The organism is Aeromonas sp. S5(2024), assembly GCF_041403025.1.
Lineage (GTDB): Bacteria > Pseudomonadota > Gammaproteobacteria > Enterobacterales > Aeromonadaceae > Aeromonas > Aeromonas hydrophila.
Map to the genome: position 1 here is coordinate 149,109 of NZ_JBGLRI010000003.1, position 14,929 is coordinate 164,037.

Here is a 14,929-nt window from a genome sequence, read left to right on the forward strand (position 1 = left end):
AATGTTTGAGCACTAGCGCCGTGACATCGGCGGCCAACGCCGCATTTCCCCACGCATCGAGGGCCAGCATGACATGATATTCCGAGTGATGATGCTGGGTTGTCTGCTGGCAGTCGCTCACCGGGCCGTCTCTGCCACCGAAATCTATCGCACGGCGGCGCAGCCCGAATCCGCCCCCAAATACACCCAGATGGCGGATGGCCGCATCGGAGGATTCTGCATCGAGCTGTTTCGCCTGCTGGAGCGCCAGGAGCCCGCCCTACGCATCCAGGGCGATCAGCGCTTTGTGCCCCTCAAGCGGCTGGAGAAACAGGTGCGTTTCGGCCAGCTCGACTTCATCTGCGGCGTGGGCGACAACCCGGACCGTCGCAACCACTTCCTCTATCTGCAGCCCCCCATCTTCACCGTGCGCTACCACCTGGCGGTGCGCAGCGATGATCCAGTCGAGATCCACCAGTGGGACGACGTCAAGGCCCTTGGCGAAGAGGGTATCATCCTCATCAATCACGGCAGCGGCGCCATCGAACGGCTGCAAGCCCTACAGGGGCTCATCATCGACAGCGGAGGGATCAGCAGTGCCGCCAATTACGACAAGCTGTTGATGAAACGAGGGCGCTTCGTCTACTACCGCTCACCCGGCTTCGAGGCCGACCTGCTGCGCCACCACCTGAGCGGCCAAATTCGCATCCTCCCCACCGCCATGGAGACCATTCCCTTCTATATCCTGTTTTACCAGCGCACCTCCCCTGCCCGGCTGGCCCTGTTCGCCAATGCCCTGCAACGGCTGGCAGACAGCGGCGAGCTGGCTGATCTCGCCAAGCGCTACCCTTAAGCGCCCCTTCACATCGCGCTGCATTGGAATGCTCGGCGCCATCGCCAACTTTTGTTATGATCCACAACAACTTATTCGGCCGCATGGCCATCAAGACGAGGTGAGTGATGAAAGTAGGTATTATCGGCGCCATGGAACAGGAAGTGGCCCTGCTGCGCAGCCAGATGAGCAACCCGACCACCCTGCAACTGGGCGGCTGCGAGTTCTATCAGGGCACCCTGGCAGGCAAGGAAGTGATCCTGACCCGCTCCGGCATCGGTAAAGTCGCCGCCAGCGTCGCCACCAGCCTGCTGCTGGAAAAATTCGCCCCCGACTATGTCATCAATACCGGCTCTGCCGGCGGCTTTGCCCAGGACCTGCACATCGGTGACGTGGTGATCGCCAGCGAGATGCGCTTCCACGATGTGGATGTGACCGCTTTTGGCTACGAGATGGGCCAGATGGCGCAGCAACCGGCCGCCTTCCCCTGCGACGAGAAGCTCATCGCTGTCGCCCAGGATTGCATCGCCGAGCAGGGCAAGCATCAAACCAAAGTCGGCCTCATCTGCACCGGCGATCAGTTCATGTGCAAGCCGGACGCCATCGCCAAAGCCCGTGCCGACTTCCCGCAGATGCTGGCGGTCGAGATGGAAGGGGCGGCCATCGGTCAGGTGTGCCACATGTTCAAGGTGCCCTATCTGGTGGTGCGTGCCATGTCCGACATCGCCGGCAAGGAACAGGTTGAATCCTTCGATGCCTTCATCGAGGTGGCCGGCAAGCACTCCGCCGAGGTGATCATCAAGATGCTCGGCAAGCTGTGATCCCACTCACCACGCTGGAACAGATGGCCGCCACTCCGGCGGCCATCTTGCTCGGTGCCGCCCTGCTGGAGGCCATCGTGCCTTGGCCGGCCCACTATCGGCTCTCCGCCGTCGTGCCGCTGCTGACCCGGCTGGGTCACAAGGTGTGTCGCCCCGATGGCGCCCCCGGGCAGCAATTGCAGGCAGGTCTGTTGGCCATGCTGATTGTCTGGCTGCCTTGCGCCGCCGGACTCTGGGCGGTGCGCAATCTCTCGCTCTCGGAGCCGCTGTTCGATCTGCTGTTTCTGCTGCTGATGCTGGAATCGCGTCCGCTGCGGGAGCTGGCCCGTGCCACTCGCTCGCTGACAGACCAGGATACGCTGGTGGTGGCTAGGTTGCAGGCCGCCCCCTGGCTCAGGCGCGATACCGGCAAGCTCTCTCTGATGGGGCTTGCCAAGGCGGTCAGCGAAAGCTGCGCCCTGCGCCTGATAGGACAGTGGGCCGGCCCTCTGCTGGGATTTGCCCTAGCAGGTGTGCAAGGCGCCCTGCTGTGGCGCCTCGCCCAGTTGATGAATCAGGGCTGGAGTCCGAAACTGCCAGCCTTTGCCCACTTTGGCCGAGCCGCCGCCGTGCTCTATCAGGCCCTGTGTACCCCTGCCATCTTGTTGCTGGCACTGCCCTTGTGCCTGACCCAGCTGCGCCAGCTGGCAAGCCGGCTGCGCACCGCGATACGCTGGCCCTACCCCGCCATGGGAATACTGCTGGCGCTGCTGTCCGGTTCGCTGGGCTGCAAGCTCGGTGGCCCCCGCTACTATCAGGGCAGCTTGATCCGTTTCCCCGTGTTTGACGCCGCCGCCGAGCCGGATGCCGGCACGGCCCTGCGCCTGCTCAATCGCCTGCAACAAGCCGGTTGGGGCTGGCTGGCGCTGGCATTGCTGCTCACTGTACTGGAGCAGCTGCATGGCTAGATGGCTCACCCTGCTCTGCCTGTTGTGCGTGTCGCCCGCCCTGCTGGCCGGGACACCGACACGCATCGTCAGCCTCACTCCTCATCTGACCGAACTGCTGTTTGCCATCGGCGCCGGCGATCGCATCGTGGCCACCGACGATGCCTCCGATTATCCACCCGAGGTCAAACGCCTGCCCCAGGTTGCCAACTACCGCAGCATCAATCTGGAAGCCCTGCTGGCCCAAAAGCCCGACTTGATCGTCGCCTGGCGCTCCGCCCAATCCCGCATGCTGGCCCCCGTCGAGCAGCTGGGGATCCCGGTGTTCTATTCAGAACCGACCGACTTTGCCTCCCTCGCCACCGAGATGCGGGCGCTGGGAAAAACATTGGGGGTGGAACAAGCCGCCAATGTCGAGGCCGATGCCTATCTCGCCCGCCTGGCCGCACTTGGGCAGCGCTACGGCAAGCCCAAACATATCAAGGTGTTTTATCAGCTCTGGAATCCACCGCTCACCAGCGTTAGCGGCAATGCCTGGCCCGCCCAGGCCATCGAGTTGTGCGGCGGGGAAAACGTGATGGCAGCGGCCCGCACGCCCTATCCCCAAGTCAGCCTGGAGCAGGTGATCAAGGCCAATCCGGCGCTGATCCTGGCGGGGAGTCAAGATCCCGACGCTCTGCGCCACTGGCAACAGTGGCCCAATCTGGACGCCGTCCGCCATCAGCGCCTGCGCCTCATCAACTCGGACGAACTGCATCGTTTCACCCCGAGAGCCCTCAACGCCGTGGAGCAGATATGCCGGGCCATTGAAGAGGCACAACAGCCGAACCAGTAAACCGCGCTGCTTAGCCATTTTCGCAATAAAAAAACACCGGCAAGCGCCGGTGTTTTTTTAATACGAAGACGTGTGATGAGGGATCGCCGTTATTTCTGCTTGAAGATATCCAGCCCGACGAAATAAACGGAATCGTGACGCTGGAAGGCATCGGCATAAATCGGCTTCGCATCATCAAAAAACAGCTCAAGGATGGTCTCAGCCTCTTTTATCTTGGCTTCGAACTTGTCAGGAGCAGCATCAAGCAGGGTCATCATCAAACCAATGATGTTGGCGTAGAAATAGTTCATCGAACCAATCAAAATGCGATAAAGATGGCAATCACGGCTCATCAGCAAATACAGCAGATAATCGTGATGACGCTGCATCATGGCCAATATCTCATTGTGCTCGTATTTGACCGTTTGCCAGTCGGTACGCAACTTCTCCAGCAAATCGTCAAACAGCGGTACGTTGAGCGCGGCATTGAAGTCGATACTGGTCATGTCGAACTGCTGGAAGCTGCACGCCATCAGCTCATCAAGCAGAGCGATTTTATCCAGCTCAGGGCCGCTGATTTGCAGAGCATCAACCCGTTGAGGGATGGCACCGTCAATGTAGGCACCATCACTGCAATTCAGGCAGCGTATATCCGGATGGCCAGTCAGCACGCGCGTCATATTATGAATGGCCAGACCAAACAGGTGATTGATCCGCACTTCCCCGCCAAAATTGCCCGGAGCCGGGAATGTATCCTTCAAGTTCTCGTCGTACTTGGCTTCTTTCTTCTCGTTGTAATAGAGGCTCAAACTGGAGTGATGCTTGTCTGCATACTTGTAGCCATTATCTATCCCGAACAGGTATACCTGCTTGAAACCGAGCAGGGCTGCATAGTTGAGACCGGTATTGCCAACGAAGGGGTTGGAAAACTCAATGGACTCATATTCGAAAGCCTGACCCAAACGGCTGGCCAGCATGGCAAACATGGGTTCATTAGGCTTGAAAGTCAGCCCCGTTTTGCGGAAAAAGGTCTTGCACTCTGGGTGGATCACATCGACGCTGAGGAACACTGCACTCTTGAGAAAATCATCCGCACCGAGAATGCGTAGGAAATCTGCCGAGCTCTTGGTTCGCTCCACCGCCACGTATATGTCAGGCTTGATGCCCGCCTTGTGCAGGGCACTGACGGCGGTACCGCAGGCGATGATGATGGCTTGCCCCTGATGCTGCCGAATAAAATCGATGCTCTGATCCAGTGACGGCCCGTTACCGACCACGAATACCGGTACCTGCTCGGCCAACGAGGTATCACGCTCTCGCTTCAGGAATGGCGTACCATCCTGCAGATGGGTGTGACTGTGGGCCAGCGCATAAATATTGTCATCGAAGAAACCCCAGCCCGTCTTGAGCAGATAAAGCTCACCCTCAGCCTTGTCGATCAAATCATGCAGCTTGGGTGAGTGATAATGACAGAATGAGAAGTAACTCGCCGACCAGAAGGCGCCCTTGCGATGCAAGGCTTCCATCATGTCGGCCACCAGCAGTTGCTCATCCACACCGATGAAAAGATGCAGGCTCAGCGACTCCTGTTCCATATATTCGAGCAGTCGGTGCCAGTCGAAACAATAAAGCGAGGCATAGAACATGTCGAGGTCGGGCTCGAAGGCAAACAGATTCCTGACCCTGCATTTCTCATAAAGATAGCCAAGCTGATAGCCCAGCCCGATCCCGTACATGAATGACAAGGGAATATCCGCATCCAGCGCCTTGCGAAGCGGTAGTCCCTCAAGGGAAGCATTCTCTTTGAGCTCTGAAATGGCATTGTTGTAGGCAATATGGATTTGCCCTTCCAGATACCATTGAGGGACAAAATCGATGCATTGCAATACGCTCTGTTCGATCACCTCGGCAATCTGGGCTTGCGCTTCGGCAAAGGGATCGTCCCCATACAGGGAAACCTTGTCATCAAGCCACAGAATATTTGGAATGCCATTTTCATTACAGAAAAAGCGAAAAGGTCTAGATGGCTGGTACTCTTTGAAAAATGCATGGATCCCTGGCATGTATTTTTCAAAGGCGGCCATATTAAGCTGATGGCGAACAGGCAACACCGCCAGCATGGCAGCTTCCTGTTCTTTTTGAACTGCAAGACGGGAAAGCTCTTCCTCTGCACTTTCTATGTTTTTATTAAAATCCATTCGATATTTAACCCGCATTCGACTTGTAAAGGCTCGTTGCTCGCCCAGCCTTGGAGAATTGGCGCAATTCATCTTCTGCCAGACTCCTGGCGCTCGCGATTCGCTCATGGATCATTTGAAACTGCAACAGAGCCTGCTGCTGTTCCATATCAAGGTGGCTTTCTACGGGGAACTGCCGAAACACACCATCGAAAGCATCAAGATAGTGATCCATTTGTGCCTCCGCTGCCGACAATTCATTTCTCTCCAGCAGCAGCAACAGCTGGGTGCCGTGAGCCATCACCCCGGACAGAATGGCATCGCTCATTCCGTCCTGCCCGCTTTTTGCTGGGCAATGGCCTTGTCGCGCTCTTCGACCGGAATGGCATCCCAGCCGCTTTTGACGGTCAGCATCAGGGTCATCACCTCATCGATGGCAGCGATATCCATGTCACGGCTGGCATCCATCATCCGTGCCTTCATATAGTCATACAGAGCAAAAAGATCCTCAGGCACCTTGCCGTAAGAGAGATCCAGCGAGTCCTGCAAACCGTTGATAATGGCCATGGTCTTGGATACAGACTGGGATTTGCCCTCGAAATCACGACGCTCGATGGCGCCACGGGCCTGGGCAAGCCGCTCGAGACAGCCCTGCATCAGCAACTGGATCACCCGGTAGGGATCTGCCACCGCAAGCTCAGACTGCAGATTCTGGGTGGTGTACGCCTTGATATTTTTCCGATACATACGAGACACGGCTCCTGACTACGTATTAATTCGACTTGGTATTGAGCAGATTGAGATAAGAGGCCGACTTGTTCATCTTGGCTAGCATGGAGTCCAGGCTGCCATAACGGGCACGCAGGGTCTCCTGATACTTGGTCAGTTGGGAGGCAACATCCGACTCCTTGCGGCTCACTTCACGCAGATCCGAATTCAGCGTATCTTCCCGCTTGGCCAGCAAGCCACCGGTTTTGGAGTAGGTTTCCAGCTGACTGGCTAGCTTGCCTGCCACCCCATCCTTGCCGCCAAAAACCGCCACCACCTGGTCAAAGTTTTTGTCGATGGCCTCGCTGAACTTGGTGTCATCAATGGAGAGAACCCCTTTGTTATCCATCTTCACACCCATCTGGAAAATCGTTGAGTAGGTTGAGGATTTTTGTGAGGGTTCGGTAATGGCACCGTTCATCATGTTGATCACCGCGCGTGTCGTCGCGTCACCAGCTAGGGCTCCACCATCATTCTGGCTTTTTCCAGCAACGATGGAGTTGCGTTTGCCCAGCTCATTGCTCTTCTTCACCAAGGCGTTGTAGCCATCGACAAAGCTTTTCACCATGTCTTTGATACCGGCCTTGTCGGTGGTCACTTCAACCTTGTTCGAGCTGTATGTTTTGACTGGATTGTTACTGGCATCGGTCGTCGTCGTACTATCCGACTCTCTCAGCACCGTCAGTTTGAGACCGACGATGGTGCCATCAAAGGTATTGGTTGCACTGGTCAGCTCATTGCCATCCACTTTGATCTTGGCATCCTGAGCGCTCTGGCTCTTGGTCAATTTGGAGACCAGATTATCGGTCAACTCGGTGGTGCTGCCGGTGATCTGCAGATCCTTGCCACTGCCGCTGACCCCTGAATCGATCATCAGCTTGGATTTGCCATCGGAGGTATTCATGATGTTGACGCTCAAACCGAAGTTGTCTGCGTCATTGTTGATGCGCTTTCGAATGGATTGCAGCGAATCGCCAGCTTTGACATCGACATCAAAGGTCTTGTCGCCAGCCTTGAACGTCAATTTTCCGTCTTGGGTGATAAGAGGAGTGGTCGACGAATCGAAGGTACCGTCAAATTTGCTGGTTTTTGCCAGCTGTTCGACGCTGATATCATATTGCCCATTGGAGGCCCCTGCCTTGCTCTCCACCTTGAGCACAGGCTTGTCCTTGTCCTGGGTAATGTTGATGGAGCGTTTGTTGAACGCGTCATCTTTCGCCATCGCCTGCAAGGTAGTCACGAAAGAGGCGATGGCAGATTTCAGCTGCCCCACACCGGAGAGAGTGATTTGAGTGTTGGTCTTCTTGGTGGTGATAGGCTGCATCAGCTGTGCTTTTTTGGCATCGACGCTGGCAGCAATCACTGACTCCAAATCGAGTCCGGAGCCGGCACCTGCAGACGTAATGGTGGGCATACTCACTCTCCTCTTAAGTTTTCATATCAGATCTCGTTATCGAGCAGCAACCCGGCGCGTGAACCTCCTCCGGTCGCATCACTCTCACGCAGATCTTTAATTCGTTTGCTGATAGCCAGCAACTCTTCGCTCGGGATTTGCCGGATCATTGACTTGGTCTCGGCGTCTACCACCTTGATCACCACCTGATCCAGATCCTTTTCAACACTGAAATTGACGGTCCAGCCTTGCAACTTACTGAACTCTTGCAACTTTTGGACCTCATTTTCAATGTCTGCCTGAGGCACATCCTGTTTGGCGTTTTTTTCACCAGGCTGTCCCTCTTGCTGTTTTTTCACATCCTGTGCCGTCACCCGCTGCTCTTCCGTCGTGCCAGATAGCACTTGAGCGGCCGATTGGCCGCTCTTGCTACTTGACTGAAGAGAAGAAGGAGTGACCGATGACGGGATCCCAATTTCATTGGCCATATCGTCGCTCCTCTTTCTATCTCATCACTGCGTTTCTGTTAACCCAGCAGGGACAGAGCAGATTGCGGTCTTTGGTTGGCTTGCGCCAGGATGCTGGACGCCGCCTGTTGCAGAATGTTCTGCTTGGTCAGGTTGGCAGTCTCGGTCGCAAAGTCTGCGTCGCGGATACGAGAGCGTGCTGCGCTCAGGTTCTCGGAAACGTTGGACTGGTTGCGAATGGTCGAGTCGAAGCGGTTCTGCACCGCACCCAGCTCTGCCCGTTTGCTGTCAACTGCCTTGATCATGAAATCAAGGTTCGCCATGGCCAGCTGAGCCGAACTTGCTGCCTTGATGCTGCTCACACTGGTAGAGGTCACAGCTGACGTACCCTTGGTCACAGTGTAAGGCTCGCCAGTGGCGCTGGTCGCAACGGTCGCACTTCCCTTGGTGGATGATGCAATCCCGCTGATGGTGAAAGCAGAGGTCATCTTGAAGGTGATGGTTTGGCTCGCATCGGCACCTACCTGGAACGAACCTTTGTAGTTACCATCCAACAACTTCTGGCCACCAAAGGTGGTGTCGTTGGAGATACGGTTGATCTCGGTAGTCAGCTGGTCAAATTCTTGCTGCAGCGCAGTACGGTCATCGGTGTTGTTGGAGCCGTTGGCGGACTGTTGTGCCAGCGTACGCATGCGTTGCAGCATGCTGGTCACTTCATCCATGGCCCCTTCTGCCGTTTGGGCAACAGAGATACCGTCGTTGGCGTTGCGGTTACCTTGATCCAGGCCGTTGATCTGAGAGGTCAAACGGTTAGAGATCTGCAGACCGGCGGCATCGTCCTTGGCGGTGTTGATACGCAGACCGGAAGCCAGTCTGGTATAGGACGTATCCAGGGACTTGTTGGTGTTCATCAGGTTACGCTGGGCGTTCAGTGATGAAGTATTCGTGTTGATATACATGGCCATAAAATATTCTCCCGAAGAACATGCGACTGCGGGTTGCGCCGCCAAAGCGGCGTCCCACCGTTAGAAGAACAGGTTGAACGAGCCTGATTCTTCTGGCGGGTGTCTGTTTGAACGGACAGGCCACCCGCAGTAGTGCAAACGTTGGATTCCGAACACCCCTCGATTGCTTCACTTTATTTAACGGCTGCACAGCGACAAGCTTTAGGAAAATAATTGCCGAAGGCGGCAAGTTTTATCCGGCAAGCGGCAAACGGCAGGCCCCCCATGTCCTTGGACACGGCACCAGACCTGAAACCAACTTGGAGGGATGAATGAACATATTTGGCACAGTTTGTGCTTTGCTATGGGGGAGTGGCGTCAATTTGACGGCACAATAAAAAGAGGCCGGAAAATCCGGCCTAAAACGAGCATACGCTCAGGAGAATATGACCAAGCGTGACAGAACTGAACAGCTGTACAACACTTGGCTTTACTAGTAGAGAATAGATTCTCTCCCGATAGAACAGAGTGCGAACCGAACACCCCTTTGTTCCATCTCTTGACCAGGGCGGCCTGAACAACCGCCCTGTTTTCTTTTATCAGCCCTGCAGCAGGGAGAGTGCTGACTGCGGACGCTGGTTTGCCTGGGACAGTATGGTCGAGGCTGCCTGTTGCAGAATGTTCTGCTTGGTCAGGTTGGCGGTCTCGGTCGCGAAATCGGCATCGCGGATCCGTGAGCGCGCGGCACTGACGTTTTCAGAGACGTTCGCCTGGTTGCGAATGGTCGAATCGAACCGGTTCTGCACCGCACCCAATTCCGCACGCTTGCTGTCCACCACCTTGATCATGTAATCCAAGTTAGCCATGGCCGACTGAGCAGAGCTTGCCGCAGTAATGGTCGACATGCTGGTAGAGCTGACCGGAGTCCCTGCCGTCTTGGTGATGGTATAAGGCTCGCCGGTAGTCGTGGTCGCTACCGTTGCACTACCACTGGTCGCAGAAGCCATACCCGAAATACTGAACGCAGTGGTCATCCGGAACGTGATGGTCTGACCGGCATCGGCGCCCACCTGGAAGGAGCCTACATAACCCCCCTTGAGCAGGTTCTGGCCACCGAAAGTGGTATCTTTGGCCACCCGGTCGATTTCTGTCATCAGCTGGGAGTACTCTTGCTGCAACGCGGTACGGTCATCGGTGTTGTTGGAGCCGTTGGCGGACTGCTGGGCCAGAGTACGCATCCGTTGCAGCATGGAGGTGATTTCATCCATGGCGCCTTCAGCAGTCTGGGCGACGGAGATACCGTCGTTGGCGTTGCGGTTGCCCTGATCCAGACCATTGATCTGGGAGGTCAAACGGTTGGAAATCTGCAAGCCGGCGGCATCGTCTTTGGCGCTGTTGATGCGCAGACCAGATGCCAGACGGGTGTAGGATGTATCCAGAGATTTGTTGGTGTTCATCAGGTTACGCTGAGCGTTAAGCGATGAAACGTTCGTATTGATATAAAGACCCATGACCATTCTCCTAAGCTATTAAATTTACTATCTAATTTGCTCGAACTTTATTGTCTTTCCTGTTCGATGCGTCTTATTTAACGGCCTCTTTTTCGATGTCTTTAGCATTATTTTCAACGCTTCATCGCATTAACGCCGCTTACCCTATTTATCGGCATGTTCTCGTTGAACTTGAGGAAAAAAATGCCCTCTTCTTCCCGCTAAGCTCATGAGGCAAACAACAGAGGGCGATGGGCAAGGCAGCGTGAGCCTTGCCGGCGATCTGGCACCACTCTGGCGCCATGACACCAACCGGCACCATCACCGCCGACAAAAACTTGGTCTGGCTCCCACTTCTTGCAGGCAGCCATTGGTCAGACGCCGCAATCCCCCCTAAAATCGCGGCCCCATCAACAATTGGACGTGAGTTGTTCTCCATGCAGACACTGGTTGAGCAGATTGTTTACATCAGCGACATGTTTGGTACTGCGGTATTCGCGTTTTCGGGGGTTTTGGTGGCGGGCCGCCTCAGGATGGACGGTTTTGGCGTCATGGTATTGGCGGCAGTCACCGCCATCGGGGGTGGGACCATCCGCGACATGATCCTGGGGGCCACCCCCGTCTTCTGGGTACGCGACCCTCTCTACATCTGGGTGGTGATAGCAACGGCACTCATCGGGATGTGGATGGTCAAGCTGCCCCGCCGCATGCCCTGGTACGTGTTGCCGGTTGCCGACGCCTTCGGGCTGGCACTCTTTACCGTGATCGGGGCGCAAAAAGCCCTCAACTTTGGCACATCGGGGCTGATTGCCGTATTGATGGGCACCATGACAGGGGTGGCCGGCGGCATGATCAGGGACGTGCTGGCCCGGGAAGTGCCCATGGTCTTGCAAAAAGAGATCTATGCCACCGCCTGCATTCTGGGGGGCATCCTCTATACCCTGGCGCTGGAGATAAACGTGGATCGGGTGACCGCCATGCTCATCTGCATGACGGCGGTGTTCGGTTTGCGGGTGGCGGCCATCTATTGGCATTTGTCACTGCCCACCTTCTCCCTGCAGCGCAATTGATGCCGTGGCCAGGGGTAGAGTCGCACTCCTGGCCAGGTTGCGTTGAACCAAGCAGGCTTTTCTGTTGTCATAAGGTCCAGTGTTGTAAGCCGGAATCCCTCATGCAAAAACTTGGACTCATCACATCACTGCTATTGATGAATGTGGCAACGGCGCAGGCCGAAGCGCAGGTACTGTTTGGACGGCTCGCTTCCACCCCGGTGCAGCAGTTCAACCAGCAGATCCGACAGGCAAGCACTGCCCAGCAGAGCTGGGTCAATGACTATCGTGAAGTGGCATTGCGTTTTGTCGGCCACAGCGACATCCCCAGTCGCATTCAGGCACAACAGCTGGACAACGATCTGGTGCTCTCCGTTGCCCTCGACGGCACCAAGAGCGACATGATCTACATCCTGACCCTATTTCGCAGCAACAACCTCTGGCAGATGCGCCAGGCGGAGATGGGGTGGCGCTGCCAGGGGCAATCCACCTTTACCCCAGTGCCCTGCCCTTAACGACAGTCGTCTCCAGCGAGTGAAATAAAAAATCCGGCTCATTGGCCGGATTTTTTATGCATGCGTGAACGTCACATTACGGACGGTACACCTTGACGTTGGCAAAGCCTTTCTCTTTCAGATAGAGCGCCTGCAGCTTGCTCATCACGCCGCGATCACAGTAGAGCAGGTAGGTCTTCTCCTTGGGCAGATCGCCAAAGGCGGTGGCCAGCTTGAAGAAGGGGATATGCATGACCTCACGCCCTTCCACCAGCAGCGGCTTCTCGTCGTGCTCGTCCATGGAGCGGATATCGAGGATCACCTCGTTGTCACCGCTCTCGGCGGTGGTCTCCACTTCCTGCACCTCGGCGGCGGTCTCTTCACCGATGCGACGAATGTCGAGGTAACGGGCCTCGGCCACCACCTTGTCCAGAATGGCGAAGTCGAAGTTCTCCTCTTCCGCCTCGATGCGGGAGAGCTCGGCCTTCACGGTCGGCTTCTTGGAGATGACACCGCAATACTCCGGCATGGTTTCGGCGAACTCTAGGGTACCGATGCGGCGGGCTTCACTGATGATGTCCGGCTTGTCCCAGGTGATGAGCGGGCGCAGGATCACCTTGTCGGTCACCCGGTCGATGACGTTCAGGTTGGTGAGGGTTTGGCTGGAGACCTGACCCACGCACTCGCCGGTCACCAGCGCCGGGATCTGGAACTCGTCGGCCACCTTGGCGGCGGCGCGCATCATCATCCGCTTGAGCACCACGCCCATCTGGCCGTTGTCGATCTTCTCGAGGATCTCGGCCACCACCGGCTCGAAGTCCACCGCGGTGAAACGCACCCGGTGGGAAGAGCCGAAGCGGTTCCACAGGTGATAGGCAACCTGCTTGACGCCGATCTCGTGAGCGGCACCACCCAGATTGAAGAAGCAGTAGTGCACCCGGCAGCCGCGCTTGATGAACTGGAAGGAGGCCACACCGGAGTCAAAACCGCCGGAGATGAGGCTCAGCACATCTTCCTGAGTGGCGATGGGCATGCCGCTCAGGCCCTGATGAATGGCGCTGACGATGAAGAGCTCTTCACCGTCGATCTCGAGGTTGATCTTCACATCCGGGTTCTTGAGGCGCACGCCGTTGCTCACGCAATGCTGGTTCAGGCCACCGCCCACGTAGCGTTCCACTTCGAGGGAGGAGAACTCGTGCTTGCCGTGGCGCTTGGCGCGCACGCAGAAGGTTTTCCCCTCGAGCTGGTCACCCCACACGGCTTTCACCTGCTCGAAGATGTCGTGCAGGTCGGTAAACTTGCTGGCCTGCACCTCGAGGAAAGCCTGAATGCCGGGAATGCAGGCCAGGGCTTCGATGGCCTGTTCACGGAACTGGTCATTGCGGGAGCTCACGATCAGCTTGTCCCAATCCATCCGTACCCGGGCATCGTCATCGAAGCGGCGCAGGACATTGCGGATATTGCCCTGCAGGATCTTGATGAAACGCTGGCGAACCGACTTGCTCTTGATGGTGATTTCCGGGAACAGCTTGATAATGAACTTCATGGTAATGACTCGGGTGACCTTGATTTAAGGGCGCGAATTATATCAGAACTTTGTGGCCAGCGCCTACTGGATGAGCGTTTGCTCACATTCCCCCACGCAATGTTTGCCGCACCGAGGCAATCTTGCGTATATTCCCGAACCTGCGTCCCGGCAACATTCCTGACCACAGACCCATTCGATGAAGACCTACATCTACTACCCCGGCATGGAAGTGCGCGACGAGCTGTGGCTCAAGTTTGCCCTGCTCTATCTAGAACGGCTCGCCTTCGTCTTCACCGTCAGTGAGAAGAGCGGCCTCACCGCCCTGCTGCAGACGCTCGAACAGGAGACGGATCTGCTGGCCGAGCGGCCGGATGACGCCTTCTTCGCCACCATCACTCCCCAGCTGGAGAGTCAGCTGAGCAGCCTGCTCGCCCCCGACTTCGTGCGTCACAAGGTGTTTGGCAACAAGGAGCTGATCGGTCGCTGGCGCACGCCGGCCAACCACGACTGCTTCTGCCCGGCCCAGGCGGGGCTGGAGCGGCTGCACGGCTTTTGCCTGGCGCACGGTTTTGCCAGTCAGGAAGAGGGCGGGTTCAGGATGGCGCGCCGCTTTGCCAACCTGCTATCCATGCGGCTCGCCCGCGAGTGGGCGCTCGCCAATGAGGGAGCCCTCATCACCGATCACGACTATCTCGATCGCCTGCTTCACCTGCTTGAATCCCGCTATCACAACCGCGGTGGCCAGGATTGCTTCCACCTCGAGATCCCGCTGCAAGTGCCCACTCACTTGGCCGACATCCCGTTTGCAGAGCTGATCGCCCTGCGCAGTCGCAGCGGCTTTCGCCAGCAGCTGGCCGAGTTTAATCAGGCGCTCGATGCCCTGCTCGCCATGCTGGGCAGCGGCTACGCCGAGCCCGCCGTGCTGACCCGCTTCGAGCAGGCCCAGCAGGGGCTCAACCAGCTGCTGGGGCCGCAGACCCAGAGTCTGCCGCTCACCACCCTGGTGAGTACCGGCCTGCCCGCCATGGCGATGATCCATCGCCTCAAGGCGAGCCATCCGGACAGCAAGCTGGTGTTTCACTCCATCAAGAAGAGCCACTTCCACCAACGCAAGAGTCAGCACTTCTTCACCCGGCTGGGGCAGGTCAAGCCCTGACTCCGCGACGCCCTGTCGGGAAATCGACAATCCGCTGATGGCATCGGAGCCATCCCCCGATGTCGTCAATATTCTGACACGCCAAAGAGAG

15 protein-coding genes are annotated in these 14,929 nt (G+C 56.8%); 7 read left to right on the forward strand and 8 right to left on the reverse strand.

Features of this window, described 5'->3' with window-relative positions; translation table 11 throughout:
* Window positions 1-73 precede the first annotated feature (73 nt).
* The 4 genes from ACB032_RS07290 (at window position 74) to ACB032_RS07305 (ending at window position 3,393) form a co-directional block, all read left to right on the forward strand.
* Entirely contained in the window at window positions 74-832 is a 759-nt protein-coding gene (locus tag ACB032_RS07290; RefSeq protein WP_101148865.1) for an ABC transporter substrate-binding protein, read from the forward strand.
* Window positions 833-939: 107 nt separating this feature from the next.
* Window positions 940-1,632 carry a 5'-methylthioadenosine/S-adenosylhomocysteine nucleosidase gene (mtnN, locus tag ACB032_RS07295; protein ID WP_106552260.1) on the forward strand — a complete coding sequence of 231 codons (693 nt, stop codon included), beginning with the start codon at window positions 940-942 and terminating at the stop codon, window positions 1,630-1,632.
* A complete protein-coding gene (locus ACB032_RS07300) occupies window positions 1,629-2,579 on the forward strand; it encodes a cobalamin biosynthesis protein (RefSeq protein ID WP_223950233.1) in 951 nt (316 codons plus the stop codon). The genes mtnN and ACB032_RS07300 overlap by 4 nt, the downstream gene beginning before the upstream one ends.
* Window positions 2,572-3,393, forward strand: a complete 822-nt coding sequence (locus tag ACB032_RS07305; RefSeq protein ID WP_371137646.1) for a cobalamin-binding protein — start codon at window positions 2,572-2,574, stop codon at window positions 3,391-3,393. Before ACB032_RS07300 ends, ACB032_RS07305 begins: the two co-directional genes overlap by 8 nt.
* Before the next feature lie 89 nt (window positions 3,394-3,482).
* On the opposite strand, the gene ACB032_RS07310 is transcribed toward ACB032_RS07305, so the two are convergent.
* The 7 genes from ACB032_RS07310 to flaA all read right to left on the reverse strand — a co-directional run bounded on the left by ACB032_RS07310 (window position 3,483) and on the right by flaA (window position 10,632).
* Window positions 3,483-5,570, reverse strand: coding sequence for a 6-hydroxymethylpterin diphosphokinase MptE-like protein (locus tag ACB032_RS07310; RefSeq protein WP_371137647.1), 2,088 nt, complete (start codon window positions 5,568-5,570; stop codon window positions 3,483-3,485).
* Between the two features lie 7 nt (window positions 5,571-5,577).
* Entirely contained in the window at window positions 5,578-5,877 is a 300-nt protein-coding gene (locus ACB032_RS07315) for a hypothetical protein (RefSeq protein WP_371137648.1), read from the reverse strand.
* Window positions 5,874-6,296: a flagellar export chaperone FliS gene (gene fliS / locus ACB032_RS07320; protein ID WP_017410249.1), complete on the reverse strand. Its 423-nt coding sequence runs from the start codon at window positions 6,294-6,296 to the stop codon at window positions 5,874-5,876. Before fliS ends, ACB032_RS07315 begins: the two co-directional genes overlap by 4 nt.
* A 25-nt stretch (window positions 6,297-6,321) precedes the next feature.
* Window positions 6,322-7,731 carry a flagellar filament capping protein FliD gene (gene fliD / locus ACB032_RS07325; protein ID WP_254199596.1) on the reverse strand — a complete coding sequence of 470 codons (1,410 nt, stop codon included), beginning with the start codon at window positions 7,729-7,731 and terminating at the stop codon, window positions 6,322-6,324.
* Between the two features lie 26 nt (window positions 7,732-7,757).
* Complete coding sequence (locus ACB032_RS07330) at window positions 7,758-8,198, reverse strand: flagellar protein FlaG (protein ID WP_042067438.1); 441 nt, start codon at window positions 8,196-8,198, stop codon at window positions 7,758-7,760.
* Window positions 8,199-8,236: 38 nt separating this feature from the next.
* Entirely contained in the window at window positions 8,237-9,142 is a 906-nt protein-coding gene (gene flaB, locus ACB032_RS07335) for a flagellin B (protein WP_017410252.1), read from the reverse strand.
* A gap of 578 nt (window positions 9,143-9,720) precedes the next feature.
* Window positions 9,721-10,632, reverse strand: a complete 912-nt coding sequence (flaA, locus tag ACB032_RS07340; protein ID WP_017410253.1) for a flagellin A — start codon at window positions 10,630-10,632, stop codon at window positions 9,721-9,723.
* Between the two features lie 416 nt (window positions 10,633-11,048).
* Here flaA and ACB032_RS07345 point away from each other — a divergent pair, with 416 nt between their 5' ends.
* Both ACB032_RS07345 and ACB032_RS07350 read left to right on the forward strand, forming a co-directional pair.
* Window positions 11,049-11,681: a trimeric intracellular cation channel family protein gene (locus ACB032_RS07345; protein WP_011705587.1), complete on the forward strand. Its 633-nt coding sequence runs from the start codon at window positions 11,049-11,051 to the stop codon at window positions 11,679-11,681.
* Window positions 11,682-11,782: 101 nt separating this feature from the next.
* Window positions 11,783-12,175 (forward strand): hypothetical protein, encoded by a 393-nt coding sequence (locus ACB032_RS07350; RefSeq protein WP_039214967.1) that lies wholly within the window; start codon window positions 11,783-11,785, stop codon window positions 12,173-12,175.
* Window positions 12,176-12,251: 76 nt separating this feature from the next.
* Here ACB032_RS07350 and thiI read toward each other — a convergent pair whose 3' ends face one another.
* On the reverse strand, window positions 12,252-13,700 hold the full coding sequence (gene thiI, locus ACB032_RS07355; protein ID WP_024946451.1) for a tRNA uracil 4-sulfurtransferase ThiI: 1,449 nt from the start codon (window positions 13,698-13,700) through the stop codon (window positions 12,252-12,254).
* A gap of 178 nt (window positions 13,701-13,878) precedes the next feature.
* Here thiI and ACB032_RS07360 point away from each other — a divergent pair, with 178 nt between their 5' ends.
* A complete protein-coding gene (locus tag ACB032_RS07360) occupies window positions 13,879-14,838 on the forward strand; it encodes a hypothetical protein (RefSeq protein WP_371137649.1) in 960 nt (319 codons plus the stop codon).
* The last annotated feature ends 91 nt before the right edge of the window (window positions 14,839-14,929 follow it).

What these genes read in the sequence shown, in the direction of transcription:
- flaB (WP_017410252.1), bottom strand. Translation starts at nt 9,142, where the DNA reads ATGGCCATGTATATCAACACGAATACTTCATCACTGAACGCCCAGCGT.
- ACB032_RS07330 (WP_042067438.1), bottom strand. Translation starts at nt 8,198, where the DNA reads ATGGCCAATGAAATTGGGATCCCGTCATCGGTCACTCCTTCTTCTCTT.
- fliD (WP_254199596.1), bottom strand. Translation starts at nt 7,731, where the DNA reads ATGCCCACCATTACGTCTGCAGGTGCCGGCTCCGGACTCGATTTGGAG.
- ACB032_RS07310 (WP_371137647.1), bottom strand. Translation starts at nt 5,570, where the DNA reads ATGGATTTTAATAAAAACATAGAAAGTGCAGAGGAAGAGCTTTCCCGT.
- ACB032_RS07345 (WP_011705587.1), top strand. Translation starts at nt 11,049, where the DNA reads ATGCAGACACTGGTTGAGCAGATTGTTTACATCAGCGACATGTTTGGT.
- ACB032_RS07290 (WP_101148865.1), top strand. Translation starts at nt 74, where the DNA reads ATGATATTCCGAGTGATGATGCTGGGTTGTCTGCTGGCAGTCGCTCAC.
- ACB032_RS07360 (WP_371137649.1), top strand. Translation starts at nt 13,879, where the DNA reads ATGAAGACCTACATCTACTACCCCGGCATGGAAGTGCGCGACGAGCTG.
- thiI (WP_024946451.1), bottom strand. Translation starts at nt 13,700, where the DNA reads ATGAAGTTCATTATCAAGCTGTTCCCGGAAATCACCATCAAGAGCAAG.
- ACB032_RS07305 (WP_371137646.1), top strand. Translation starts at nt 2,572, where the DNA reads ATGGCTAGATGGCTCACCCTGCTCTGCCTGTTGTGCGTGTCGCCCGCC.
- mtnN (WP_106552260.1), top strand. Translation starts at nt 940, where the DNA reads ATGAAAGTAGGTATTATCGGCGCCATGGAACAGGAAGTGGCCCTGCTG.
- ACB032_RS07315 (WP_371137648.1), bottom strand. Translation starts at nt 5,877, where the DNA reads ATGAGCGATGCCATTCTGTCCGGGGTGATGGCTCACGGCACCCAGCTG.
- ACB032_RS07350 (WP_039214967.1), top strand. Translation starts at nt 11,783, where the DNA reads ATGCAAAAACTTGGACTCATCACATCACTGCTATTGATGAATGTGGCA.
- flaA (WP_017410253.1), bottom strand. Translation starts at nt 10,632, where the DNA reads ATGGGTCTTTATATCAATACGAACGTTTCATCGCTTAACGCTCAGCGT.
- fliS (WP_017410249.1), bottom strand. Translation starts at nt 6,296, where the DNA reads ATGTATCGGAAAAATATCAAGGCGTACACCACCCAGAATCTGCAGTCT.